The sequence below is a fragment of the Achromobacter sp. Marseille-Q4954 genome (assembly GCF_943737025.1).
Lineage (GTDB): Bacteria > Pseudomonadota > Gammaproteobacteria > Burkholderiales > Burkholderiaceae_B > Achromobacter > Achromobacter bronchisepticus_A.
Genome location: NZ_CALSFQ010000002.1, coordinates 795,915 through 819,352 on the forward strand (window position 1 = coordinate 795,915; position 23,438 = coordinate 819,352).

The window sequence follows — 23,438 nt, forward strand, 5'->3', positions numbered from 1 at the left end:
CGGTTTCGTATTGTGCTTGCCCTAGACCGCGGGCCCCTTCAGCTCGATTTGATTGCCATCGGGATCGAAGCAATAGATCGAAAGCCCTTCGCCTTCCGCGCCATACCGCAACACGGCCTTGTCCGCCGCAATGCCAAACGCTTGTAGATGTTGCACGATGGCCGCTTCATCGAACGGATCGACCCGCAGGCAAAAGTGGTCGACGTTGCGCCGCTCTTTTTCAGGCGCGGCCCCGCCAGCGGCGCCCAAGGGTCCTTGCACATCGATCAGATCGATCATGGACCCGCCGGCGCTCAGGTGGATCATGGCGAGCTTGTCGTTCTTCTTCTTGACGGAGCAGCCTAATACCTTCGTGTAGAAATCCACACTGCGCGCCAGGTCTTGAACCCTGAGCACGACATGGTCCAGGTGCTTGATTTGAAATGCTGGCATGCGGATTCTCCCGGGTCGAACTTGGCATTGTCCTGCGGCTTTCATCGGTTGTCGAACGTCCCGCTTCAGGGATGAATCGTTTCACCGCGATCAAGCATGCCGATGAACTCTTGGATCTTGCGCGCCCGCGTTGCGGGCCTTTTGGCATGCTGGATCCGGAACAGAATGGCGTAGCGGTTCCGGCTGTTCAGCGTCGCAAAGAACGCGCTGGCCTGGGGATTGGCGTCCAGCGCGGCTTGCAGGTCGTCCGGCACGACCGAATTGCTGGGAGAGGCATAGGCGGCGGCCCAGCGTCCGTCCTGTTTGGCCTTTTCGATTTCCCGCATGCCGGCAGGGAGCATTCTGCCTGCAGCGATGAGCGCTTCGGCCCGATCCGTGTTGAGTTTGGCCCAAATACTCTTCGGAGAACGCCGGGTAAAACGCTGCAGCCAGATTTCTTCGCTTTCAGCCTGTTTTTGGCCATCGATCCAGCCATGGCAAAGCGCGCTCTCCACCGCCTGCGCGTACGTCAAGGTCCGCTGCCCGGCGCCTTTCTTGGCAATGCGCAGCCATACCCCCGCCGACGTCTCGCCGTTGTGCGTCAACCAATCTTCCCATTCGCTCTGGGCCAGGAATGTCAGGCGAGGTTCAGTCATGGAGCGTTCCGTTCAATGGCAGTCCAACAAACCACTCGCGGCAGCCCTGCACAGTGTCATGCACGCGGCCGATTCAAGATGCGCTCATATTGAAGAAGGTCTTCCGCCGAAAAGCAGCAGAAGATCACCTCCAGTATGGATGAGTCCCCGGCCAGACTTTCGCGGACGCTTTTGGCAGCGACCTCCGCCGCCAACACTATGGGATACCCATATATCCCCGTGCTGATGCTGGGCAACGCAATCGACGTGACCGCCCTTTCTTCCGCCAGCTCGATGCATCGGCGGTAGCAACTGGCCAGCAGCGCCGGCTCCCCGCTCTCTCCGCCCCGCCACACCGGCCCCACGGTATGGATGATGTACTGCGCGGACAGGCGATAGGCCTTGGTCACCTTCGCATCCCCCGTCTTGCAGCCGCCCAGCAATCTGCATTCATGCACAAGATCCGGACCCGCGGCGCGGTGGATGGCGCCATCGACGCCCCCTCCGCCCAGCAATGAGGAGTTTGCGGCGTTAACGATGGCGTCCACGTGCAGCTTCGTGATATCTGAACGGATTGCGCGCAGGCTTGTGGCCATGATCTTGCTCCTTGCGGTACGAACGCCGTCGCCGCGGCGCACTTGCAGGGCGATCTTCCTGCAGGCAAGCGTACGGCACTCATCACGCCTGCTGGCGGCGACGGATCGGGATTATGTTGCCAGTCTACAATTCCGCCCACTTCATGCACTCAAGATTGCAGGCTGACGCCGTTTCCCCACATGCAACGACGCCTTTTGATTGCCCTGTTGGTTACCCTCCTGGTGAGCGTCGGCGTGCCCGGCGGTTCGACGCAAGCGCTGGCCCAGTCGACGCCAAAAGCGCAATCTGGCGAGGGCCGCCCATATGAAATTGCCGATAGCGAAGTATGGGACGTGCCCGATCCCGTGTCGGGCCGCGGCTATCAGGTTTATGTCGCGTTGCCGCCGTCCTATGCGAAACAGCCGCAACGGCGCTACCCGGTGCTTTATGTGACCGACGCCGACTACGCCTTCCCGATCATCCGGCAGTTGGCGCGCCGCCTGAACGTGGAGGGACCGCAAATCGAGGAGTTCATTCTTGTCGGCCTGTCATATGGCAAGGGGGAAGATGGCGGAGTCAGCCGCCAGCGCGACTACACGCCGACACCGAACGGCCCAAGCACGGCACCGGCCAACGCGGTCCATGGCCAGGCGCGCGCCTATCAAGCGTATCTGCGCGATCAGGTGAAGCCTTACATCACCGCCCGCTACCGGACCGACCCGGCCAGAGCCCTCTTTCTTGGCCACTCCTATGGGGCGCTGCTGGGGACACAGATCCTGTTCACCGAGCCCGGCATGTTCAACGGCTATGTCCTCGGCAGCCCGTCCCTCTGGTACGACAAACGGCATGCCTTGAAGCTCGAAGCGCGCTATGCCCAGCAGCATCGGGACCTGACGGCGAATGTCTATCTTTATGTCGGCGCCTACGAAGCCCTGCGCAAAGGCGACCGTCGCTACAACCAGACGGTGGACATGGTCGCCGACAACCGTGCGCTGGAGGCGGCGCTGCAAAGCCGGCAGTATCCAGGCTTGAAACTGAAGTCGGTGGTACTGAATGACGAGGACCATCTCACCGTGGCGCCGCGCGGCTTTATGCAGGCCCTGAAATATCTGCTGCCGGTGCGCTGAAGCAATAGAGAAAGTCCTTCGCCTTCCGCGCCATGTGGCATCGCGGCCTTGTCCGCCGTGATGGGGTGGGGTTGGACAACCTCAGACCTATGACGCCCCTCAGAGGGACGATCGGAGCTTCACGAATACGAGCTCGGGGTCGCCGTCGTCCAGATTCTCGATTTGGCCGCTTCTGATAAAGCCAAGCCGGCCAAGCAATTGGCGCATCGCGATGTTTGACCTGTTTGTCGACGTGAACAGTTTTCCTCCCTGGCATTGCAGTTCCAGGGTCCGCATAATGGCTGTCGCGACGCCACGGCGTCGAGCCGAACGCTTGACGACGATCAGCGGAATGAAATCATGTCCGAAGAACGAGCGGTCAAGCACCCCATAACCGACCAGCGCCGAAGCATCCTCCGTTGCCGTCGCGGCCCAGCATTGGCCAGCAGCCACCGCCTGGGCGATAAATGTCCTCCTGCCCGGTTCCTGCCTGGCGATCGGATCCAGTTCAACAATCGAATCGATGTCTACGCTCTGGGCGATTCGGACCTGCGTTTGGAAAGACATGATTGCTGCGCATCGGGATTGGGGGATTCTTAGTCTACCTGCCCCGCATCCAGCAGGTGCCTGATCTGCCACCGTGGCGAATAGGCGATGCCGAGCCCGGCGCTGACGGCGGAATAGACCGCCATCGTGGTAGTTTGGAATGGACCACGGACCCCGACGTTGCGCCGCTTGCGATCTATCTCAAAGGCCCACTGCCCGGGCCTTGCGACCGGCCTATTCTGGGAACGCACGGACCTTTGCCCGCCGGCGTTACCCCTGAACTGGTGTCCTGCCACTAGTTAATCCAGTGAATCCAAACCGCAGTTTGCGATATTCGGCGGGCCGAATCATCTTTGCCATGTCACGATTAATGAAACGGTATTGGCATTAACGCGATCGAATACGATTCCCATCAACGAACTAATGCAAAGGATGCGCACCAACAAGGAATCAGGGTTTATACGAACAGATTATGCGCTGGACATCACTATCCCATCAGCGGGATATTTGGCAGAATTTAATACCGGCCGCTTTTCTACGCGAAAACTCATGCGCAAACCTGAATTCGCCTTGCACGATGTGCGCTGTGCGTTTCTGAAAAAATGGCGCGCTTTTGTTTTGGTCCTGTTGATCGTGCTTACCGCTGCCTTCTCGTGTATTTTGTATTTCCACGAGTCGCAACGCGGAGAGCTCGCAGCGCTGGCTCTGGGAGGAACCTTAATTGGAATGCTGTTCGTTGGCTTTTTTGTTTGCAGGCGTTGACTGATTTTGTCGCGCCACGTCGCACCGTGCGACGCACTCCCAAATCCGTATTGGATAATCAGCAGGCCATATCCAATATATACAAGCTAAAAATACGAAAACGCCCTGGTTTTACGCCAGGGCGTTGCTTCAGGACGGCAAGTCACCGTCCTCGCAAATACCCGTCCCGCGTCTGCGGCAGCTTCATCCCCAGCACGGCGGAGGCGACCTGAGTCCGCAGGATCTGCGCCGTGCCACCGGCGATCGTGAACATGCGTGCGTCGCGCACGTGGCGCTCCATCGGCAGGTCGCGCCCATAGCCTGACGAACCGTGCAGCTGCAAGGCGTCGTTGGTCACGCGCTGCGCCGTTTCCGCCGCGTATATCTTTGCCTGCGCGGCCAGCGACAAGTCCGGAAAGCCGAAAGTCCGCGGCGTGCCGCTGCGCGCGGCCGCATGAAGCATGTGGCGCGCGGCGTTCAACTGGATGGCCATGTCGGCAACCATCCACTGCAAGCCCTGGAACTCCGCTATCGGCCGGCCGAACTGCTGGCGCTGCTTGACGTATTCCACGGCTTCTTCAAAGGCGCCCTGCGCAATGCCCAGCGCCACGGTGCCCGCGCCCACGCGCTGGGCGTTGTAGGCCTGCATCAGCCCGGCAAAGCCGCGTTTCAGGCCCTCGGGTGGCGCCACCAGCATGGACTTGTGCACCTTGAGGTCGCGGAACTTGATGTACGTCTCGGGTATGCCCCGCACGCCCATGGCGTAGGAACGCTTGGCGATCTCCAGGCCATCGTCCGCGGCGTCGGGCGCGCGCACGTGGATGAAGGCGCCTATGCCCAGATCCACGCCCTCGTCGAACACGCGCGCGAAGATCAGGTGCAGGCGCGACACCCCGCCTCCGGTGATCCAGTATTTCTCGCCGTTGATGAGGTAGTCGTCGCCCACACGCACGGCGCGTGTGCCCATTTCGCTGGCGGCGCTGCCGGCCTGGGGCTCCGAGATGCAGATGGCGGGCTTGTCGCCCGCCAGCACGCACCCGGCGGCCAGCGTCTTCTGCTCATGGCTGCCGTATTGCATGATGGCGCCGATTGCGCCCATATTGGCTTCCACCGTGATGCGTCCCATGGTGGCGCAAGCCTTGGCCATTTCCTCCACGACCAGGACGGTATCGAGATAGCTCAGCCCCTGTCCGCCGTACTCGCGCGGAATCGTCATGCCCATGAAGCCGCTTTCGCGCAGCAGGCGGACATTGTCCCAGGGATACTGTTCGGATTGGTCGGTGGCCGCGGCCGTCGGTTTGAATACGGTCTGCGCCAGTTCGCGCGCGCGCTGCTGCAGCGCCGATTGTTCTTGAGAAAGCTCAGTCATGGTTCATCCTTGCTACGTGCAAAACTCCGGCCGGGCCGCCAGGCCCGCCGGCATCAACCCACCTTGATATCCGCGCGCCGCGCCACCTCGGCCCAGCGCTCGACTTCGCTGCGCGTCAGGGCGGCGAGCTCCTGCGGCGTGCCGCCGCCCGCGTCGGCGCCCAACGCAATCCAGCGCTGAACGAAAGCCGGATCGGCGAACGCCTCGTTGACCGCCGCATTGAGCACGCGCACCACGTCCGCGGGCGTGGACGGCGGCGCATAGATGCCATACCAGCTGGTCGCGTCGTAATTGGCCGCGCCGCTCTCCGCCGCCGTGGGCACGTCGGGCAGGCTGGGCGAACGCACCTTGGACGTCACCGCGATCGCGCGCACGCTGCCGGCCCTGATGTGCTGGATGGCCGAAGGCATGGTCTCGAACATCATGTGCACGTTCCCGGCAATGATGTCCACGATCGCCGGCGCCGAGCCGCGGTAAGGCACGTGCATCATCTGGGTGCCGGTGACGTTCTTGAAGTATTCGGCCATCAGGTGCTGCATGGTGCCCGCGCCCGGCGTGGCATAGCTGTACTTGTCCGGATTGGCCTTCAGCAGCGCTACCAGCTCCTGCACATTCTGCGCGGGCAGATCCTTGTTGACGATCAGCGCATGGTTGACGCGTCCCAGAAAACCCACCGCCGTCATCTCGCGGATGTCGTATCCCAGCTTCGGATACACCGACTGGGCGATCGCGTGATGCACCGCCCCGAACAGGATCGCGTAGCCGTCGGGACGGGCCTTGGCCACGGCGTCGGCGCCCAGCGTGCCACCGGCGCCGCCGCGGTTTTCCACGATCACCGACTGGGCCAGGCTGGCGCGCATCGGCTCGGCCAACTGCCGCGACAGGATGTCCACGGTTCCACCCGGCGCATAGGGCGCGACCAGCCTGATGCTCTGCGACGGATACTTGCCTTGCGCAAATGCGCGGCTCAATGGCGTCAATGCGGCCAGCGCCAGCAACTGTCTCCTATCCATGCCTCTCTCCTCTTGTGTCCGCCTTCGTCGAAGCGGTGTTGTCTAAGATGTGTGACGTCAGTCCGGCGGACCGCCCGCCGTCCAATCGTCCAGGATCTGCCGCGCATGCTCGTTCAGGCGGGGCGGCGGATTGCGATAGGAGACCGGCGTGGCGGACAGCTTCAGCGGATTTGCCAACAGGTTCAGTTCGCCGCCTTGCGCCCATGCGCAGGGCATGCGCAACTGCGCGCCGCGAGCCTGTACGTGCGGGTCGTTGAATACGTCGCGCAGGTCGTTGACCGGACCGCAAGGCACGCCCACGGCTTCCAGCTGTTCCAGCCAAACCTGCCTGGGGCGCCGGGCCAGCGCTTCCTGTACCCGCTGGCAGAGTTCGACGCGGTGGGCGACGCGGGCCGCATTGGAGGCATAGCGCTCGTCGTCCGCCAGCCCGGCCACGCCGGCAACCTCGCAGAAGCGCCGGAACTGCGCATCGTTGCCCACGGCAAGAATCATGGGACCGTCCGCCGCGTCGAATACCTGGTAGGGCACGATGTTGGGGTGGCCGTTGCCCAGGCGGACGGGCGGCTCCTGCCTGGCGAGATAGTTCGTCCCGGCGTTCACCAGCCAGGCAATCTGGCTGTCCAGCAGCGAGATGTCGATGTGCTGGCCCTGGCCGGTCAGGTCGCGGTGGCGCAGCGCCGCCAGGATGCCGACGGCGGCATACATCCCGGTCATGACGTCGGCGATGCCCACGCCCACCTTCATGGGCGCGCCTTGCGGCTCGCCGGTAAGGCTCATGATCCCGCCCATGCCCTGGATCAGGAAGTCGTAGCCCGCGCGCTTGGCGTATGGCCCCGTCTGCCCGAAGCCGGTGATGGAGCAATAGACCAGGCGCGGATACCGGTGCTTGAGCTGTTCATAGTCCAGCCCGTGCTTGGCCAGGCCGCCGACCTTGTAGTTCTCGACCAGCACGTCGGCGTGGTCCAGCAGTTGATGCAGCGTTTCCCGGCCCGCCGCCGTGGCGATGTCGATCGCGATGGACCGCTTGTTGCGGTTGGCGCTCAGGTAGTAGGCGCTTTCCGCGGTCGCGCGGCCGTCCTGGTCGTTGATGTAAGGCGGCCCCCATTTGCGGGTGTCATCGCCCTCGTCCGGTTTTTCCACCTTGACCACGTCCGCGCCCAGGTCGCCCAACAGCTGCGTCGCGCTGGGACCCGCCAGGATGCGCGAGAGGTCCAGGACACGCACGCCCTTGAGCGCGGAAGCTTCCACTGACTGCATACGCCTTCTCCATCAGAGTCGATCGATGCAGTCTAAAATTCGCAATCCTCACCTTCAATTGAGTTTTTTTTCAATATGAAGGACGGCTTGCCGCCCGGTCCGGACGGGCGACGCGCGGCGCTACTTGACCGGAAATTTCAGCTTGGGCGCGGCGTCCCTGACCATGGCCCAGAAGGCATGCGCGGCAGGCGACAGCTTGCGTTCATTGAGGCAGGCCAACCCGATCCTGCGCTTGGAAGCGGGGCTGATCTTCCGGTAGACCAGCCCGTCGTAGGCCTGCGGCAGCACCAGCGACGCCAGCACGGAGATGCCCTGCCCGCGCCGGACGAATTCCAGGATGGACATGATCTGCGAAAGATCGTGCGCGATATGCGGCTTGGCGCCGGCACGCTCGAACATGCGCGTAATGACAGGCTGCGAACCGGCGCGCGTCATGATCAGGGGATAGGCGATCAGCTCCTTCACCGCGATCGTCTTGCGCCCGGCCAGCGGGTGGCCGGCAGGAAGCACCACCATCAGCTCGTCGGTAACGAGCGGCAGCGTGTCGAAATCCGGTTTGGGCAAGGCCACCACGCCGATCTCGATGCGCCGTTCGACCAGCGCGCGCTCCAGTTCCGGGTCCGGCTTCTCGGTAACGAACACATCGACGCCCGGATATCGGGCTTTGAACATCTCCAGCAGCTGCGGCAGGATGTTCAGTGAGGAACTCGCCCCCAGCGAACCCAGATTCAGCAGACCCGAACGCAAGCCCGCGCTGGCGTTCGCCGTCGCCCGCACGATCTGCAGGGAGGCGAACACGTCCCTGACATGCGGCAGGATCTGCTGCCCGGCATAGGTAAGATGCACGCCCGATGCGTTGCGGTCGAGCAAGGGCGCTCCCAGCGTGGCCTCCAGCGTGCGCAGGGCGTGGCTGGTGGCCGAGGGCGTCATCCCCAGCCGCGCGCCCGCGCCCGCGATGCTGTCGGCGGAGGCCAGCGCCAGCAGCAGTTCCAGTTGCCTGAGGGAGAGGGATTTCGCGGCCTGATCCGGCATGGTCATGTCTCCTTGCTGCTAACCGGCCAGCGCCTGCGCCAGCCCCAACGCCCGCGCCAGGAACGCCGACGTGTCATCCTTGCGGTAGCTGACGATCACCGGCGACACGAAGGTATCGGCATCAATCGCCACGTGCGCCACATCCTGCCGCTGCAAGCGCTGCACCGACGCCGGCACCACCGTCACGCCCAGCCCCGCCGCCACCAGGCCGATGGCGGTCTGAAGTTCGTTGGCTTCCTGCACCACCTGCGGCGCATGTCCCGCTGCACGGAACAGGCCCAACACATGGTCGGAGAAGTTCGGCCGCGGGCGCGCCGGATACAGCACGAAAGGTTCGCGCGCCAGGCGTTCGACGGACACGCGCCGCAGCCGCGCGATCGGATGGCCCAGCGGCACCGCGGCCATCAGCGCTTCGGTCATCAGCACCCGCCGCTCGATGGCGGGATCGTCGAACAGGATGCGGCCTATGCCCAGGTCGATGCGGCCGGCCTTGAGCGCTTCCAGCTGCGGCAAGGTGGTCATTTCCGTGAGACCCACCTCGACCTGCGGGTCGGCGTTGCGCAGCTGCCGGATCAGCTCGGGCACGAAGCCGTACAGGGATGACGGCACAAAGCCTATGCCGAACCAGCGCCGCTGGGTCTGTCCCAGCCGGCGCGTGCCTTCCAGCACCTCTTCCAGGCGCGCGGTCAACAGGCGCGATTGCTCCAGCAGGAAGCGGCCCGCTTCCGTCAGACGCAGCGCCCGCGTGGTGCGTTCGAACAGCTGCACACCGAGTTCTTCCTCGAACAGGCGGATCTGGCGGCTGAGGGGCGGTTGGGCCATGTGCAGCCGGGCGGCCGCGCGGGTGAAGCTGCCTTCCTCCGCCACAGCCTGGAAATAACGCAGTTGCCTCAGTTGCATGGCATGGCTCCATACATACCATAAAGGTATCAATCGGAACCCATATAGTCTTGGACTCGCAGGGAAAACGCAAGCCATACTGAACCGTCGCGCAACCCTGCACTTTGAAAGTATGAATCCCGGAAGTTACCTGCCCGGGATCCTTGGGCCAAAGGCGCGCGACACCACAATAATTCCAGCATTACGGAGACCATCATGCGCTTGCGCCCTGTATTCAAACGAATCGCCCTGGCCTGTGCCGGCCTGGCGCTGCTGGGCGGCGCGTCCGCAACGCTGGCCCAGACGTACCCGGACCACCCGGTCAAATGGATCGTTCCCTTCCCGCCCGGCGGCGCGATGGACAGCATCGCCCGCACCCTGGGCGAATCCATGGGCAAGCAGCTCAACACCACCTTCATCGTGGAGAACCGCGCGGGCGCGGGCGGCAATATCGGCGCGGCCAGCGTGGCCCGCGCCAAGCCCGACGGCTACACCATCCTGATCGTCGCCAACGGCATGGCCGTCAACCCGGCCCTGTACAAGGACCTGAACTACGACCCGATCAAGGATTTCGCCCCGATCTCGCTGCTGGCCGTGGTGCCGAACGTGCTGGTCACCAATCCCGCGCGCACCGGCGCCACCAGCGTGCAGGACGTCATTGCCAAGGCAAAGGCGCAGCCCAACCACTACACCTACGCCTCGGCCGGCGTGGGCACCTCCATCCATCTGGCGGGCGAGCTGTTCCTGTCCATGGCCCAGGTGGATATGCTGCACGTGCCCTACAAAGGCAGCGGCCCCGCCGTCGCCGACCTGCTGGGCGGACAGGTGGACTACATGTTCGACAGCATCACCTCCGCCAAGCCGCACATCGAAGCCGGCAAGCTGCGGGCGCTGGCAGTGACCACCAGCAAGCGTTCGGCCGCCCTGCCCGACGTACCCACCGTCGCGGAAAGCGGCCTGCCCGGCTACGAATTGATGCCCTGGTTCGCGGCCTTCGCCCCCGCCGGCACGCCGCCCGAGGTGGTCGCGAAACTGAACGCCGCGATGCGCGCATCGCTGAACGACGCCAAGGTGCGCGCCACGCTGGACTCCATCGGCGCCGAGCCCATCGGCGGCACGCCGGATGAACTGCGCGACCACCTGGCGCGCGAGACCGCGCAATGGAAGACGCTGGTGAAGGAACGCAACATCAAGATCAATTGAGGCCAGCGCGGCTGCGGCACGCTGGAGCTGGACGTCTAGGCGGGTTCCTGCAAGGCCGACGCATCCAGCAGATGATCGACGATGGCGAGTATCTGCTCGGCGGCTTCGCCGATATGCCGCTCCAGCGCGGCTTCGGCGTCTTCGGCCCGGCCCTGCCGGGCGAGCGCGATCAGTTCACTGTGCTCGTCGTGGGCCTGCTGGCGGATCGGCGCGTTGACGATCTGGAAGCGGAAATAGCGTTCGGATTTTTCGTGCAGCGCGCGCACCATGGCCAGCGCGGCGGGCCGTTGCGCCGAACGGTACAGCAGTTCGTGCAGTTGCCAGTTCAGGCGCCCCCATTGCTCGGGCTCGGCCGTGTCCATCTGCGCCACCACCTGGCTCGCCAGCTCCAGGTCCTGGGGCTCGCGCTGCTGCACGGCCAGGCGCAACAGCCATGGCTCCAGCCGCAGCCGGATGTCGAAGAACTCCTGCACCTCGGCGCGCGACAGCATGGAGACGTAGGCGCCGCGATGCGGAATCATGTCGATCAGCCCTTCGGCGCTGAGCTGGCGGATAGCCTCGCGCACAGGCAGCCGGCTCACCCCCAGTTCCTCGGCGAACAATTCCTGGCGCAGCGCCGAGCCGGGAGGAAGCGCGCCGGACAGGATGCGGTCGCGCAATTCGTCGACCACCAGTTCGACGGCGGTCTTGCGCACCAAACGGCCGGGGCTGGCGGCCTGGGAACGGGACGGGTTGGAAGCGGAAAGCGGCGAATTCTGTGACATGAAACCTGCCTGGTTGCACCGTGCGGCGGGAGCGGCACGGGAGGGACTACGCGGAACCCGCGCCGCCATGCCCAGGAAAACCCCGAGAGACAGCCGGTAGCCACAGCCCTTTTAATGTGAGTATATTGGATCCATGATCCAGTTCAAACCGCCGCCCGCCAGGGCGACGGACCGAGGCCCGAGCCTCGTTTTTTTAAGCCCCATATTTTTGGATCCAATATCCAATAACCATCATCCAGCCGGATTGCTTCGGCTGGACCACGCATCAGGAGCCGCAGCATGAGCATTCAATGGCAAGGCGTATTCCCCGCCGTCACCACCAAGCTGAAACCCGATTTTTCGCTGGACCTGGAGGCCATCCGCCTGGGACTGGAACGCCTGATCGAGAACGGCGTGGGCGGCGTCGTGATGATGGGCATGGTGGGCGAAAACGCCCAGCTCTCGCCCGAAGAGAAGCTGCAGGTGCTGCGCACCGCCGTGGACACCGTGCGCGGCCGGGTGCCGGTGATTTCTGGCGTGGCGGAAACCGGCACCGCCCGCGCCGCCGCCTTCGCGCAGGAAGCCGCGCGCATTGGCGTGAACGGCCTGATGGTGTTCCCCGGGCTGACCTACAAGTCCGACGGCCGCGAGACCGTGGCCTTCTATCGCGAAGTGGCGCGCGCCAGCGCCCTGCCCATCCTGCTCTACAACAACCCGCGCGGCTACGGCGTGGACCTGACGCCGGACCTGGTGGCCGAGCTGCTGGAAGAGCCGACCATCGTCGCCATCAAGGAGGAGTCCTACGACACCACCCGCGTCACCGACCTGATCACGCGCTTCGGCGACCGCCTTGCCGTGGTCTGCGGCGTGGACGACCTGATCCTGGAAAGCGCCGCGCTGGGCGTGACGGCCTGGGTATCGGGCATGGCCAACGCCGTGCCCAAGGCTTCGGTGGACCTGCTGAAGCTGGCCGTCGAAGGCGATTTCGTGCGGGCCCGCAAGCTCTATGCCGCGTTGACGCCGCTGTTCCACCTGGACACCGTGGTCAAGCTGGTGCAGCACATCAAGCTGGCCGAACACCTGATCACCGGCAGCGCCGAAACCGTCAAGCCGCCGCGCCTGGACCTGGCCGGGGCCGAACGCGAACGCACCATCGCCATCACCAAACAGACGCTCGCGGATCTTTCCGCCCTGGGCTACTGATACCGGAGCCGCCACCATGCGCCCCTACCGCCTGTCCGCGCTGGCCCTCAGCGCCCTGTCCGCAGTTTCCGTCCTGTCCGCCGCGCATGCCGCGGACTACCCCGCCCGCTCGATGGAACTGGTGGTCGCCTACCAGCCCGGCGGCGGCAGCGACAACACCGCGCGCGCCATCGCCGAGGCGGTGCGCCCGCCCCTGCTGGCGCAGCCCACGGTGGTGATCAACAAGCCGGGCGCCAGCGGCTCCATCGGCTGGGCCTACGTGGCCAACGCGCAGCCCGACGGCTACAAGCTGGTGTTGATGACGCCCGAAATGCTGGTGGTGCCCCTGATGGGCATAGGCAAGACCACGGTGGGCGACTTCCAGCCCATCGCCCGCTTCACCGACGATCCCTCATCGGTCACGGTGCGCGCCGACGCGCCCTGGAAGACGGTGGAGGAATTCCTGGCGGACGCCAGGAAGAATCCCGAACGCGTCGCCGTGTCCAATGCCGGCATCGGCACGGTGCCGCACATGGCGGCGGCGGCGCTGGGCGAACAGGCCGGCGTGAAGTTCGTGCACGTGCCTTACCAGGGTTCGGCCCCGGCCATCATGGGCCTCCTGGCGGGCGATGTGCAAGCCACCACGGTCGCCTACGCCGAACTGCAGCAGCACGTCGAGACCGGCAAGCTGCGCACCCTGGCCGTCATGGCGCCCAAGCGCCTGGACAACCTGCCCTCTGTCCCGACCATGAAGGAGAAAGGCGCGGACCTGCAGTTCAGCGTCTGGCGCGGCATCGGCCTGCCCAAGGCCACGCCCGCCGACGCGGTCGAGAAATGGCGGGCCGCGGCCCGCCAGGTGGCGCAATCGCAGGACTTCCAGGCCTTGATGCGCAAGCAGAACCTGACGCCCTCCTACGCCGACCTGCCGCAATTCACGGCCGACGTGGCGCGCCAGGAAGAGGCGTTCAAGGCCTTGGTGCCCAAGCTCAATCTGAAGCCCTGAACGCGTAGCCCTGAACGGCGGCGGGCGCGCCACGCCCGCTCGCCCGATCCGCCTATTCGACCGTCGCGCCCGACTTCTTCACCACTTCCGCCCAACGCGGGATTTCCGTCGCCATCAGGTCCCGCAGTTGCTCGGGCGTGCTGCCGACCAGTTCCATCCCCATGGTCTTGCCCAGCTTCTCCTGCACGTCCGGCTCTTTCAGGATCGCTGCGATTTCCTGGGCCAGCTTGTCGAGAATGGGTTTGGGTGTGCCCTTGGGCGCGTATACCGCCTGCCAGGACGCCATCTGGAAGCCCGGCACGCCGGCCTCCTGCATGGTCGGCACCTCGGGCGCCAGCGCGATGCGGTCCTTGGTGGTCACGGCCAGGAGCTTGAGCTTGCCGGTCTGCAGCAGGGGCAAGGCCGCCGTCATCTGGTCGAACATGAAGGTCACCGCGCCGGAGGACACGTCCACCATGGCGGGCGGCGTGCCCTTGTACGGCACGTGCGTGAGCGGCACGCCTATCATGCTGGAAAACAGTTCGCCGGCCAGATGCGTGGAGGTGCCCGCGCCCGAGGACGCGAAGGTGCGCTTGGACGGGTCGCGCTTCAACAGCGCGATCAGGTCGGCCACCGAATTCACGCCCAGGTTGGGGTCCACCAGCAGCACATTAGGCAGGTAGGCAATCAGCGAAACCGGCTCGAAGTCCTTGACCGGGTCGTACTTCAGGTTCTTGTACAGGCTGGCGTTGATGGCGTGCGTGCTGATGGTGCCGCCGAACAGGGTGTAGCCGTCGGGCGGGGCCTTGGCCACATAGGTCGCGCCGATGCCGCCCGCGGCGCCGGGCTTGTTCTCGACGATGACGTTCTGGTGCAGGCGGTCGCCCAGCTTCTGCGCCAGCACCCGGCCCACCACGTCGGTCGAACCGCCCACGGTGAATGGCACCACATAGGAAATCGGCTTCTGCGCGGGCCAGTCGGCGGCCTGCGCGGGCGCCGCCAGCGTACCCAGCATGGCGGCGGCCAGCAGCGCGGCCAGCGCGCCGCGTCGTTGCGTGTTCATGGTTGTCTCCTGCCTCTTGTTTGGCTTATGGGGTTGCCGGCTGCGCCGGCGGCAAGGCTCAGCGGCCCTGTTGCTTGCGCCATGCGGCGAACTTGTCCTTGGTGCCGGGGTCCGTGGGCGGATACAGCCCCAGGATGGACGCGCCCTGCTGCACCTCGCTGGTCACGAAGTCCTCGAAGGCCGTCATCTCCACGGCTTCGACGGCGATCTCGTCGGCCAGGCTGGCGGGTATCACCACCACGCCCTCGCGGTCGCCCACGACGATATCGCCCGGCCACACCGCCACATCGCCGCAGCCGATGGGCGCATTGATGTCCAAGGCCTGGTGCAGGGTCAGGTTGGTGGGCGCCGAAGGCCGCTGGTGATAGGCGGCAAAGCCCAACTCTGCAATCTCGGGCGAATCGCGGAAGCCGCCGTCCGTGACCACCCCAGCCACGCCGCGCTTCATCAGCCGCGTCACCAGGATGGAGCCGGCGGAAGCCGCGCGCGCGTCCTTGCGGCTGTCCATGACCAGCACCGCGCCTTCCGGGCAGGTCTCGACCGCAACGCGCTGCGGATGGGCGCGGTCCTCGAACACCTTGATGGTATTCAGGTCCTCGCGCGCGGGGATGTAGCGCAGCGTAAACGCCGGGCCGACCATATTGGGCAGCGTGGCGTTCAGCGGACGCACGTCCTGGATGAACTGGTTGCGCAGGCCGCGCTTGAACAAGGCCGTGCACAGGGTGGCGGTGCTGACGCCGGCCAGGCGGGCGCGGGTTTCAGGATTCATTTGGGACACGATGGCTCCGGGGGGGCTGAAGGCAATGGGGTGGGCGCGGATGGCGCGCTAGAAGATCTCGGGTTCGGGTACGGGTGCGCCGAAAGCGGTTTCCAGGAAATCGAAATCGCAGCCGTCGTTGGCTTGGAGGATGTGCTTCGAGTACATCCAGCCGTAGCCGCGCTCGTAGCGTCTGGGCGGCGGCGTCCAGGCGGCGCGGCGCGCGGCCAGCTCGTCGTCGCTGACGTTCAGGTGGATGCTGCGCGCGGGCACGTCCACGGTGATCAGGTCGCCCGTCTTCACCAGGGCCAGCGGGCCGCCGATATAGCTTTCCGGCGCCACGTGCAGGATGCAGGCGCCGTAGCTGGTGCCGCTCATGCGCGCGTCGGACAGGCGCAGCATGTCGCGCACGCCCTGCTTCACCAGCTTGGTCGGGATGGGCAGCATGCCCCACTCCGGCATGCCGGGGCCGCCCTGCGGTCCGGCATTGCGCAGGATCATGATGTGGTCGGCGGTGACGTCCAGGTTCTCGTCGTCCACCGCGGCCTTCATGCTGGGGTAATCGTCGAACACCAGGGCCGGGCCGGTATGCCGCAGGTACTGCGGCGCGCATGCGCTGGGCTTGATGACGCAGCCGTCCGGCGCGATATTGCCGCGCAGCACGGCCAGCGCGCCTTCGTCGTAGATGGCCTGGTCCAGCGGGCGGATCACATCGTCGTTGTAGACCTCGGCGCCGGCGATGTTCTCGCCCAGCGTCTTGCCGGTGACGGTCATGGCGGACGGATCCAGATGGTCTTGCAGCCGCGACATCAGCGCCGGCAGCCCGCCGGCGTAGAAGAAGTCTTCCATCAGATAGGTGTCGCCGCTGGGCCGGATGTTGGCGATCACCGGCACCTTGCGGCTGGCGGCGTCGAAATCGTCCAGTCCCACGGCGCAGCCGGCGCGGCGCGACATGGCGACCAGGTGCACGATGGCGTTGGTTGAGCAGCCCATGGCCATGGCCACGTTGATGGCGTTCTTGAAGGACGCCAGGCTCAGGATGCGCTGCGGCGTCAGGTCTTCCCAGACCATCTCCACCACGCGCCGGCCGCATTCGGCCGACATGCGCATGTGGTTGACGTCCGCCGCCGGGATCGAGGATGCGCCCGGCAGCGTCATGCCTATGGCTTCGGCGATGGCGGTCATGGTGCTGGCGGTGCCCATGGTCATGCAGGTGCCGTAGCTGCGGGCGATGCCGCCCTCGACTTCGGTCCATTGCTCCTGCGTGATCTTGCCGGCGCGGCGCTCGTCCCAGAGCTTCCAGGCATCCGACCCGGATCCCAGGATCTTGCCCTTCCAGTTGCCGCGCAACATGGGGCCGGCGGGCACATAGACACAGGGCAGCCCGGCGCTGACCGCGCCCATGATGAGACCCGGCGTGGTCTTGTCGCAGCCGCCCATGAGCACGGCGCCGTCGACCGGATGGCTGCGCAGCAGCTCCTCGGTCTCCATGGCCAGGAAATTGCGGTACAGCATGGTGGTCGGCTTGACGAAGGACTCCGACACCGAGATCGCGGGCAGTTCCACCGGAAAGCCGCCCGCCTGGAACACGCCGCGCTTGACGTCCTCGACGCGCTGCTTGAAGTGGCTGTGGCAGGGATTCAGGTCCGACCAGGTGTTGATGATGGCGATGACGGGGCGGCCCGCCCAGTCGTCGGGGCCATAGCCCATCTGCATCATGCGGGAGCGGTGGCCGAAGGAACGCAGGTCGTCCTTGGCCATCCAGGCGGCGCTGCGCAGGCTTTCGTAGGAGCGTTTCATAGGGGCGAGGCGGAGTTTCATAGTGGCGACCGGGCCATTTAAACACTAATACATTAGTGCGTCAGCCTGGTAAAAACCCGCTAAACTCCGTTACTCTTCAGGCCCAACTCCGCACGCGACCCGATGCAAAGCACCAAGCTCAGACTGGACCGTTCGCGCCACGCCGCGCCCCAGGTCTTTGAACATCTACGCGAACAGATCGTGTCCCTGGAACTGGCCCCGGGTACTCCCCTGTCGCGCATCACGCTGGCGGAAACCTACGGCCTGAGCCAGACCCCGATCCGCGACGCGCTGATGCGGCTGGCCGAAGAAGCGCTGGTCGAGATCTATCCGCAGCACACCACGGTGGTCAGCCGCATCGATGTGGACGCCGCGCGCGAAGCGCATTTCCTGCGCCGCTCGCTGGAGCTCGAAATCGTGCAGATGCTGGCGCAGCGCCCGGATCCTCAGCTCTTCCAGCGCCTGCAGGCCAGCATCGACCTGCAGCGCGCCAGCCACGCCAGCAGCCAGTTCCAGCGTTTCATCGACGCCGACCAGGCCTTCCACCGCGACATGCACGAAGCCGCCGGCGTGACCCGGCTGTGGGAACTCGCGCAACGCTACAGCGGCCACCTGGACCGCTTGCGCCGCTTGCACCTGCCCGAGGCCGGCAAGGCCGAACGCATCCTGGAGGACCACCAGCGCCTGCTGGACGCCATCGTCGCGCAGGACCCGCAGCGCGCCCAGCAGGTGCTGCGGGAACACCTTTCGGGCACCCTCAGCCAAGTGGCCGAGATCTGCAAGCGCTATCCGGAATATGTGCTGACGGCGTAGGCCCCGCCGCCCCTCGGACGTATTCGCCCCGCGCATGCGCGCCCTGCCCGGTATGATCGGGGACACGCCGTGGCCACAAGCCTGGCGCCGGCGCCCCGCGCCACCACCGGAAAACACCAATGACCGCAAGGCACGCATTCCTGATCGCCCTGGCCGTGACCGCCTGGACCCACCCCGCGCAGGCCGCCCCGCCCGGCGCCTGCGAAACCGTCACGGTACGCGAAGGCGACCCAGTCCCCGCCGACGCCTGCGCCGTGAACATCGTGCCGCGTGACCCTGGACCCGGCGGCATGGTGTCCGCCGAACCGGACTGGCTGCCGCTCGACCCGCAAGCCATGCCAGGCGTGTTCTACGACAGCGCGTCGGTCAAGGTCGTATCGGAGCGCCCCGCCGTCAGGGCAGTGAACGTGGCCTGGTTCTATGCCCAGCCCAAGATTTCCGCCGCCAACGGGCAGCCCTACCGCTCCGTGACCCAACCGGTCACCATGAATTGCACCGCCGGCACTTATACCGTCAGCCAGGTCGTGCACCATGCGGGCGAGAACGCCACCGGCCCCGTCGTCGAATCCCTGCCCCCGCCCGGCATCCGCAATGCGCCCATCACGCAAGACCCTGTGCAGCGCAAGCTGCGCGAGATCGTCTGCCCGGCCAACGGCAAGGGGCCGCGCAAGTAGCAGCAGCCGGCCGTCGCTGCCGCGCCGCGCGCCTATCCCGCCGCTTCGGCCGCCAGCCGCGCCTGGCGTTTGGCCAGTTCGGTCTTTAACTGCACCAGGCTGGGCGTAACGATGGGCAGGAAGGCCGCTTCCCGCCAACGCCGGGCAAAGCCTGAGCCGGCCTGCCGCAGATAGGCCCCGCCGCCGCTGGCCTGCAATTCCAGCTGCACCGCCTGCTGGGCCGCTTCGGCCAAGGCGATGCGGATTTCGAACAGCCGCCAGGGCTGCGCCACGAAGCTTCCGCTACGCACGCCTTCGATCAAGCCCGCGGTCAATGCATCCAGTTGCGCGCCCAGCGCTTGCAGCGGCTGGCCCAGGATGCCGCGCGAGGCCTGGCCCTGCCCGGCCTCCAGCGCGGCGCGCAAGGCGCCCCGCGCCAAGCCGATGGACAGGCCGCACTGCATGCCGGCGAAGGCCGGCCGGGCCTGGGGCAGGTATTGGCGCGCGTCGGGATGGATCAGCCATTCGGGGCCGATGCGCACATCGCGCAGCGCCAGCGCGGCGGTATTGGTCGACTGCAACGCCAGTAAAGGCAGGTCCGCGCTGCGCTCCAGCCCCGCAATGTCGTGCGGCAGCGCCACCACCGCCGGCGTGCCATCAGGCGCGGCGACCGCGGCCGCCACCAGGAAGCCTTGCGGCCGCAGGTTCGTGACCCAAGGCATCTGTCCGTCCAGCGCCCACGCGTCGCCCGCCTCGCGCGCGGCGATCTGCAGCGATTCGATGCCGCTGAGGAACTTCATGGCGTTCGACAGCGCGGTCGCGCCGGCCTGCCCGCCCTGGAGCAATGGCCCCAGCCAGGCATCCGCCAGACCGGCGTTCGGACTGCGCAACAGGTACTCGATGAAAACGCGCTGGCTCCAGGCCACGAAGGCGCCGGCGACGGACAGTTCCGCCAACTGCGCAATGGTTTCGATGGCATCGCCGATATCCGTGCCCGGCAAGCCGCCTTGCGCCACGGGCACGCCATGGCGCAACACGTCGGCGGCGGCCAGCCGCGGCAACAACTCCGCCGCGTCCAGGCTGCCGTCGTCCAAGGCATCGGCGTGTTGCCGCAGCCAGGCTTTCAGGTCTGCCGGCAGCGCGGCGTGGACGGGCGTAAGGGCCATGGGAGTCTCCAGCGGGTCGTCATGGGATGCGCCAGCGCGGGCGGCCCGGCGCAATCTCGCATGATGCCCTCAAACTGCGACGCCCGGACGACCGTATCAGCCGCCCGTCCTGGCCTGGCTGGATCAGGCCAGGCCCAGCAGCAAATCGGCCAGCAAGGCCGGATGCGTGATGTGGGCTTCGTGCGGCGCGGCAATGTCGACCCAGTTCCAACCCGCTTGGGACTTCACCAGCTTGCGCGAATCGTCCAGCACCGGCAGTTCGGGCTGGGTGCAATGGATGTAGGTACGGGCCACGCCGTTGCCGATGGGGTGCTTCAGGTTCAGCGGCGTGGTGTAGCTGGCCAGCGGATGCGCGGTCAGGCGGCGCTTGACCCAGTCATGGTCGGCGCTGCCCGGCGTGAATCCCCAGGCTGCAGGCAGCGGATCGGGAATCGGCACAGCCAATCCATCGGTGGCCTTCGAGGCGGCCGCAATGCGCGCGTCGGCATCCGCCTTCGGATACACGGAGAACGCATTCTGGCCGCTTTGCAGCACGATGGCGTCGAAGTACACCAGATGCGCAAGCCGCTGCGGTATCCGGTCGGCCACGCCCGTGATGGGAATGCCGCCGAAGCTGTGGCCCACCAGGATCACATCCTTCAGTTCCTGCGTCTCGATGACCTGGACCAGATCCTCGACGAAGGTGTCGATGGTGATGCTCTTGCTCAACAGGTGGGCGCGGTCGCCCATGCCCGTGTAGCTGGGCGCGTACACGCGGTGGCCTGCGGCCAACAGACGGTCCGCCACCGGGCGCCAGCACCAGCCGCCATGCCAGGAGCCGTGGGCCAGGACGTAGTTGCGGGCCTTTGCGGTCGGGGCAGCCGGAGCTGCCGCCCCGGCCGCTCCCGCAGCTGCCAGCGCGGGCAGGCCCGCGGCCAGCTTCAACAAGGTTCTGCGGGGAAGCATCGTCATGGCTTAAACCTGTGCCAGCGCCTGGTCCAGATCCGCCAGCAGGTCGTCGATGTGCTCGATGCCGATCGACAGGCGCACGGTTTCCTCGCGCACGCCGGCCTTCTGCAGCTCTTCGGGATTGAGCTGGCGGTGCGTGGTCGACGCGGGGTGCGTGGCCAGCGACTTGGAGTCGCCGATATTGACCAGGCGGGTGAACAGCTGCAGCGCGTCCTGGAAGCGCGCGCCGGCCTCGCGGCCGCCCTTCACGCCGAAGGTGAAGAGCCCAGGCGCCTTGCCGCCCAGGTACTTCTGCGCCAGCGCGTGGTCGGGATGGTCCGGCAGGCCTGCGTAGTTGACCCACTCGACCTTCGGATGTTCGCGCAGGTAGTTGGCGATCTTGACGGTGTTCTCGACGATGCGGTCCACGCGCAGCGCCAGGGTCTCGATGCCTTGCAGGATCTGGAACGAGTTGAAGGGCGAGATCGCCGCGCCGGTATTGCGCAGCGGCACCACGCGGGCGCGGCCGATGTAGGCGGCCGGACCGAAGGCTTCGGTGTAGACCACGCCGTGGTAGCTGACGTCAGGCGTATTCAAGCGCTTGAAACGCTCTTTGTGTTCCGCCCACGGGAACTTGCCGGAATCGATGATGGCGCCGCCCAGGCTGGTGCCATGGCCGCCCAGGTACTTGGTCAGGGACTGCACCACGATGTCGGCGCCGTGCTCGATGGGACGCAGCAGGTACGGCGACGGCACGGTGTTGTCGACGATCAGCGGCAGGCCATGGCGATGCGCCAGCTCGGCCAGCGCAGCGATGTCCGTAATGTTGCCCAGCGGATTGCCCACGGATTCCGCGAAGATGGCCTTGGTGCGGTCATCGATCTGGGCCTCGAAGGCGGCCAGGTCGGAAGGATTGGCGAAACGCGTGGTGATGCCGTACTGCGGCAGCGTATGCGCGAACAGGTTGTAGGTGCCGCCGTACAGCGTGCTGGACGAGACGATGTTGTCGCCCGCTTCGGCGATGGTCAGGATGGCGTAGGTCACCGCGGCCTGGCCCGAGGCCAGCGCCAGCGCGGCGATGCCGCCCTCCAGGGCCGCCACGCGCTGCTCCAGCACGTCGGTGGTCGGGTTCATGATGCGGGTGTAGATGTTGCCCGGCACCTTGAGGTCGAACAGGTCGGCGCCATGCTGCGTGTCGTCGAACGCGTAGGCCACGGTCTGGTAGATGGGCACGGCCACGGCGCGCGTGGTCGGATCGGGGCGGTAACCGCCATGCACGGCCACCGTTTCAAGCCGCCACTGGGGCTTCTTCGCTTCGGTCATCAGTATCTCCTGAAGGGTTGCTTATCAATGATTCTTCTCAGACGGGAAGCGTCCGCGCCGCGCGCAGGATGCGTTCCACGTCCGCATGATTGTTATAGGCGCCGACGGACAAGCGCACGTAACCATACTCCACTATGCTGGCCACGATCCCGGATTGTGTCAGATGCGCCAGCGCGGCGGCGGGATCCGGCACGCGCAGCGCCGTCGTCGTGCTGCGGAATTCGGGACCGGCCGGCGACACCACCCGCAGGCCCAGTCCGCGCAGGCCGGTGCTCAACGCTTCCGAAAGTTCCAGCACCCAGGGCTCGATACGCTCGGGCCGCGCGCCTTCGATCAGGTCCAGCGCGGCAGCCCAGCCCGCGATGCCCGGATAGTTCAGGTTGCCCGATTCGAGCCTGCGGGCGTCGGCGCCATCGGCGATGCCCACCTGCCATTGCAGTCCGGACTTGTCCAGCGTATTGACGCCGGAAGGCCCGATGTACAACGGATCCAGGGCATCCAGCAGCCTGGGCGACACATGCAGCAGGCCCACGCCCAGCGGTCCGAGCATGCCTTTGTGCGCGCCGCAGGCAAAGGCATCCACGCCCCATTCATCCACGTCGGCGCGCAACAGCCCCGCGCCCTGAATCCCGTCGACGACCAGCCAGATGCCGCGTTCGGCGCAACGCCGGCCCAACTCGGCAATATCGGTGCGCAGGCCGGTGCCGTATTGCACCCAGGACACCGCGATCAGCCGCGTGCGCGCATCTACATGCTGCCAAAGGTCGTCCACCGTATAGCGATGCGAATTCGCCTGCGCCACCCGCACCTGCACGCCGCGGCGCCGCAGATTCAGCCAGGGCAAGGCATTGGTGGGATGCTCCTGATCGTCCACCACCAGGTTGTCGCCTTCCTGCCAGGCCAGCCCTTGCGCAACGATGTTCAGCCCTTCGGTCGTGTTCTTGGTGTAGGCCAGACGCTTGGCGTCGCCGCCGATCAGGCGCGCCAGCCGCAAGCGCAACGCATCCGCGTCCCGCAGCCACCGAGGCTTGTCGCTGCGCGCATAGGTGATGCCTTCGAAGAAGGCGGCGACCGCCTCGGCCACCCTGGGCGCCAGCGGGCTGGTATAGGCAATATTGGCGTAGGCCTGGTCTTGCGTGATGGGAAACAACTGCCTGAATTCGTCCTGCCAGCTCATGCGCCGCCGCTCCGTCATTTCAACTTGGTATGCAGGGATTCTAGGTATATGACGCGCATTTGAGTAAGGCTTAGTTTTTATATC

General features: G+C 65.8%; 24 protein-coding genes and 1 pseudogene. 7 read left to right on the top strand and 18 right to left on the bottom strand.

What is annotated here, in order from left to right:
- Positions 1-21: 21 nt before the first annotated feature.
- From NGK62_RS21690 to NGK62_RS21700, 3 genes are all read right to left on the bottom strand, one after another.
- Complete coding sequence (locus tag NGK62_RS21690; RefSeq protein ID WP_059379712.1) at positions 22-432, bottom strand: VOC family protein; 411 nt, start codon at positions 430-432, stop codon at positions 22-24.
- Between the two features lie 65 nt (positions 433-497).
- Complete coding sequence (locus NGK62_RS21695; protein WP_251880294.1) at positions 498-1,067, bottom strand: YdeI/OmpD-associated family protein; 570 nt, start codon at positions 1,065-1,067, stop codon at positions 498-500.
- A gap of 56 nt (positions 1,068-1,123) precedes the next feature.
- Positions 1,124-1,642, bottom strand: coding sequence for an O-acetyl-ADP-ribose deacetylase (locus NGK62_RS21700; protein WP_251880296.1), 519 nt, complete (start codon positions 1,640-1,642; stop codon positions 1,124-1,126).
- A gap of 180 nt (positions 1,643-1,822) precedes the next feature.
- Here NGK62_RS21700 and NGK62_RS21705 point away from each other — a divergent pair, with 180 nt between their 5' ends.
- Positions 1,823-2,749: an alpha/beta hydrolase gene (locus NGK62_RS21705; protein WP_251880298.1), complete on the top strand. Its 927-nt coding sequence runs from the start codon at positions 1,823-1,825 to the stop codon at positions 2,747-2,749.
- A gap of 99 nt (positions 2,750-2,848) precedes the next feature.
- On the opposite strand, the gene NGK62_RS21710 is transcribed toward NGK62_RS21705, so the two are convergent.
- Positions 2,849-3,295 carry a GNAT family N-acetyltransferase gene (locus NGK62_RS21710; protein ID WP_251880301.1) on the bottom strand — a complete coding sequence of 149 codons (447 nt, stop codon included), beginning with the start codon at positions 3,293-3,295 and terminating at the stop codon, positions 2,849-2,851.
- 32 nt (positions 3,296-3,327) lie between these two features.
- A pseudogene (locus NGK62_RS21715) lies at positions 3,328-3,495 on the bottom strand (LysR family transcriptional regulator); the annotation flags it as partial.
- Between the two features lie 211 nt (positions 3,496-3,706).
- On the opposite strand from NGK62_RS21715, the gene NGK62_RS21720 reads away from it, so the two are divergent.
- Entirely contained in the window at positions 3,707-4,036 is a 330-nt protein-coding gene (locus tag NGK62_RS21720; RefSeq protein ID WP_124260346.1) for a hypothetical protein, read from the top strand.
- Positions 4,037-4,178: 142 nt separating this feature from the next.
- Here NGK62_RS21720 and acdA read toward each other — a convergent pair whose 3' ends face one another.
- The 5 genes from acdA to NGK62_RS21745 form a co-directional block, all read right to left on the bottom strand.
- Complete coding sequence (gene acdA, locus NGK62_RS21725; RefSeq protein ID WP_118931960.1) at positions 4,179-5,384, bottom strand: 3-sulfinopropanoyl-CoA desulfinase; 1,206 nt, start codon at positions 5,382-5,384, stop codon at positions 4,179-4,181.
- A 53-nt stretch (positions 5,385-5,437) separates the two neighbouring features.
- A complete protein-coding gene (locus tag NGK62_RS21730; RefSeq protein WP_118931959.1) occupies positions 5,438-6,397 on the bottom strand; it encodes a Bug family tripartite tricarboxylate transporter substrate binding protein in 960 nt (319 codons plus the stop codon).
- Between the two features lie 57 nt (positions 6,398-6,454).
- A complete protein-coding gene (locus NGK62_RS21735) occupies positions 6,455-7,654 on the bottom strand; it encodes a CaiB/BaiF CoA transferase family protein (protein ID WP_251880303.1) in 1,200 nt (399 codons plus the stop codon).
- A gap of 120 nt (positions 7,655-7,774) precedes the next feature.
- The gene (locus NGK62_RS21740) at positions 7,775-8,686 is read right to left on the bottom strand and encodes a LysR family transcriptional regulator (protein ID WP_251880927.1); all 912 of its coding nucleotides are present in this window, start codon (positions 8,684-8,686) and stop codon (positions 7,775-7,777) included.
- 18 nt (positions 8,687-8,704) lie between these two features.
- Positions 8,705-9,586, bottom strand: coding sequence for a LysR family transcriptional regulator (locus NGK62_RS21745; protein ID WP_059379704.1), 882 nt, complete (start codon positions 9,584-9,586; stop codon positions 8,705-8,707).
- A gap of 195 nt (positions 9,587-9,781) precedes the next feature.
- On the opposite strand from NGK62_RS21745, the gene NGK62_RS21750 reads away from it, so the two are divergent.
- Positions 9,782-10,768, top strand: coding sequence for a tripartite tricarboxylate transporter substrate binding protein (locus NGK62_RS21750; protein ID WP_059379703.1), 987 nt, complete (start codon positions 9,782-9,784; stop codon positions 10,766-10,768).
- Positions 10,769-10,803: 35 nt separating this feature from the next.
- Here NGK62_RS21750 and NGK62_RS21755 read toward each other — a convergent pair whose 3' ends face one another.
- The gene (locus tag NGK62_RS21755; protein WP_251880306.1) at positions 10,804-11,532 is read right to left on the bottom strand and encodes a GntR family transcriptional regulator; all 729 of its coding nucleotides are present in this window, start codon (positions 11,530-11,532) and stop codon (positions 10,804-10,806) included.
- Between the two features lie 279 nt (positions 11,533-11,811).
- Between NGK62_RS21755 and NGK62_RS21760 the strand changes: the two genes are divergently transcribed.
- Together NGK62_RS21760 and NGK62_RS21765 are read left to right on the top strand one after the other, a co-directional pair.
- Complete coding sequence (locus NGK62_RS21760) at positions 11,812-12,714, top strand: dihydrodipicolinate synthase family protein (RefSeq protein WP_059379702.1); 903 nt, start codon at positions 11,812-11,814, stop codon at positions 12,712-12,714.
- Positions 12,715-12,730: 16 nt separating this feature from the next.
- On the top strand, positions 12,731-13,696 hold the full coding sequence (locus NGK62_RS21765) for a tripartite tricarboxylate transporter substrate binding protein (protein ID WP_059379701.1): 966 nt from the start codon (positions 12,731-12,733) through the stop codon (positions 13,694-13,696).
- A 52-nt stretch (positions 13,697-13,748) separates the two neighbouring features.
- Here NGK62_RS21765 and NGK62_RS21770 read toward each other — a convergent pair whose 3' ends face one another.
- From NGK62_RS21770 to araD, 3 genes are read right to left on the bottom strand one after another with little or no spacing between them, the layout of a single operon-like run.
- Positions 13,749-14,738, bottom strand: coding sequence for a Bug family tripartite tricarboxylate transporter substrate binding protein (locus NGK62_RS21770; RefSeq protein WP_059379700.1), 990 nt, complete (start codon positions 14,736-14,738; stop codon positions 13,749-13,751).
- Positions 14,739-14,796: 58 nt separating this feature from the next.
- The gene (locus NGK62_RS21775) at positions 14,797-15,507 is read right to left on the bottom strand and encodes a ribonuclease activity regulator RraA (protein ID WP_059379699.1); all 711 of its coding nucleotides are present in this window, start codon (positions 15,505-15,507) and stop codon (positions 14,797-14,799) included.
- Between the two features lie 57 nt (positions 15,508-15,564).
- Positions 15,565-17,295 (bottom strand): L-arabinonate dehydratase, encoded by a 1,731-nt coding sequence (araD, locus tag NGK62_RS21780; RefSeq protein WP_251880308.1) that lies wholly within the window; start codon positions 17,293-17,295, stop codon positions 15,565-15,567.
- Between the two features lie 123 nt (positions 17,296-17,418).
- Between araD and NGK62_RS21785 the strand changes: the two genes are divergently transcribed.
- On the top strand, positions 17,419-18,108 hold the full coding sequence (locus tag NGK62_RS21785; protein WP_251880310.1) for a GntR family transcriptional regulator: 690 nt from the start codon (positions 17,419-17,421) through the stop codon (positions 18,106-18,108).
- Between the two features lie 119 nt (positions 18,109-18,227).
- The gene (locus NGK62_RS21790) at positions 18,228-18,782 is read left to right on the top strand and encodes a surface-adhesin E family protein (protein WP_059379696.1); all 555 of its coding nucleotides are present in this window, start codon (positions 18,228-18,230) and stop codon (positions 18,780-18,782) included.
- A gap of 32 nt (positions 18,783-18,814) precedes the next feature.
- On the opposite strand, the gene NGK62_RS21795 is transcribed toward NGK62_RS21790, so the two are convergent.
- From NGK62_RS21795 to NGK62_RS21810, 4 genes are all read right to left on the bottom strand, one after another.
- A complete protein-coding gene (locus NGK62_RS21795) occupies positions 18,815-19,927 on the bottom strand; it encodes an acyl-CoA dehydrogenase family protein (RefSeq protein ID WP_059379695.1) in 1,113 nt (370 codons plus the stop codon).
- Positions 19,928-20,050: 123 nt separating this feature from the next.
- Positions 20,051-20,878 carry an alpha/beta fold hydrolase gene (locus tag NGK62_RS21800; RefSeq protein ID WP_223283321.1) on the bottom strand — a complete coding sequence of 276 codons (828 nt, stop codon included), beginning with the start codon at positions 20,876-20,878 and terminating at the stop codon, positions 20,051-20,053.
- 3 nt (positions 20,879-20,881) lie between these two features.
- A complete protein-coding gene (locus NGK62_RS21805) occupies positions 20,882-22,177 on the bottom strand; it encodes an O-acetylhomoserine aminocarboxypropyltransferase/cysteine synthase family protein (RefSeq protein WP_118931955.1) in 1,296 nt (431 codons plus the stop codon).
- A gap of 37 nt (positions 22,178-22,214) precedes the next feature.
- Positions 22,215-23,354: an aminotransferase class V-fold PLP-dependent enzyme gene (locus NGK62_RS21810; protein ID WP_251880312.1), complete on the bottom strand. Its 1,140-nt coding sequence runs from the start codon at positions 23,352-23,354 to the stop codon at positions 22,215-22,217.
- Positions 23,355-23,438: the final 84 nt, after the last annotated feature.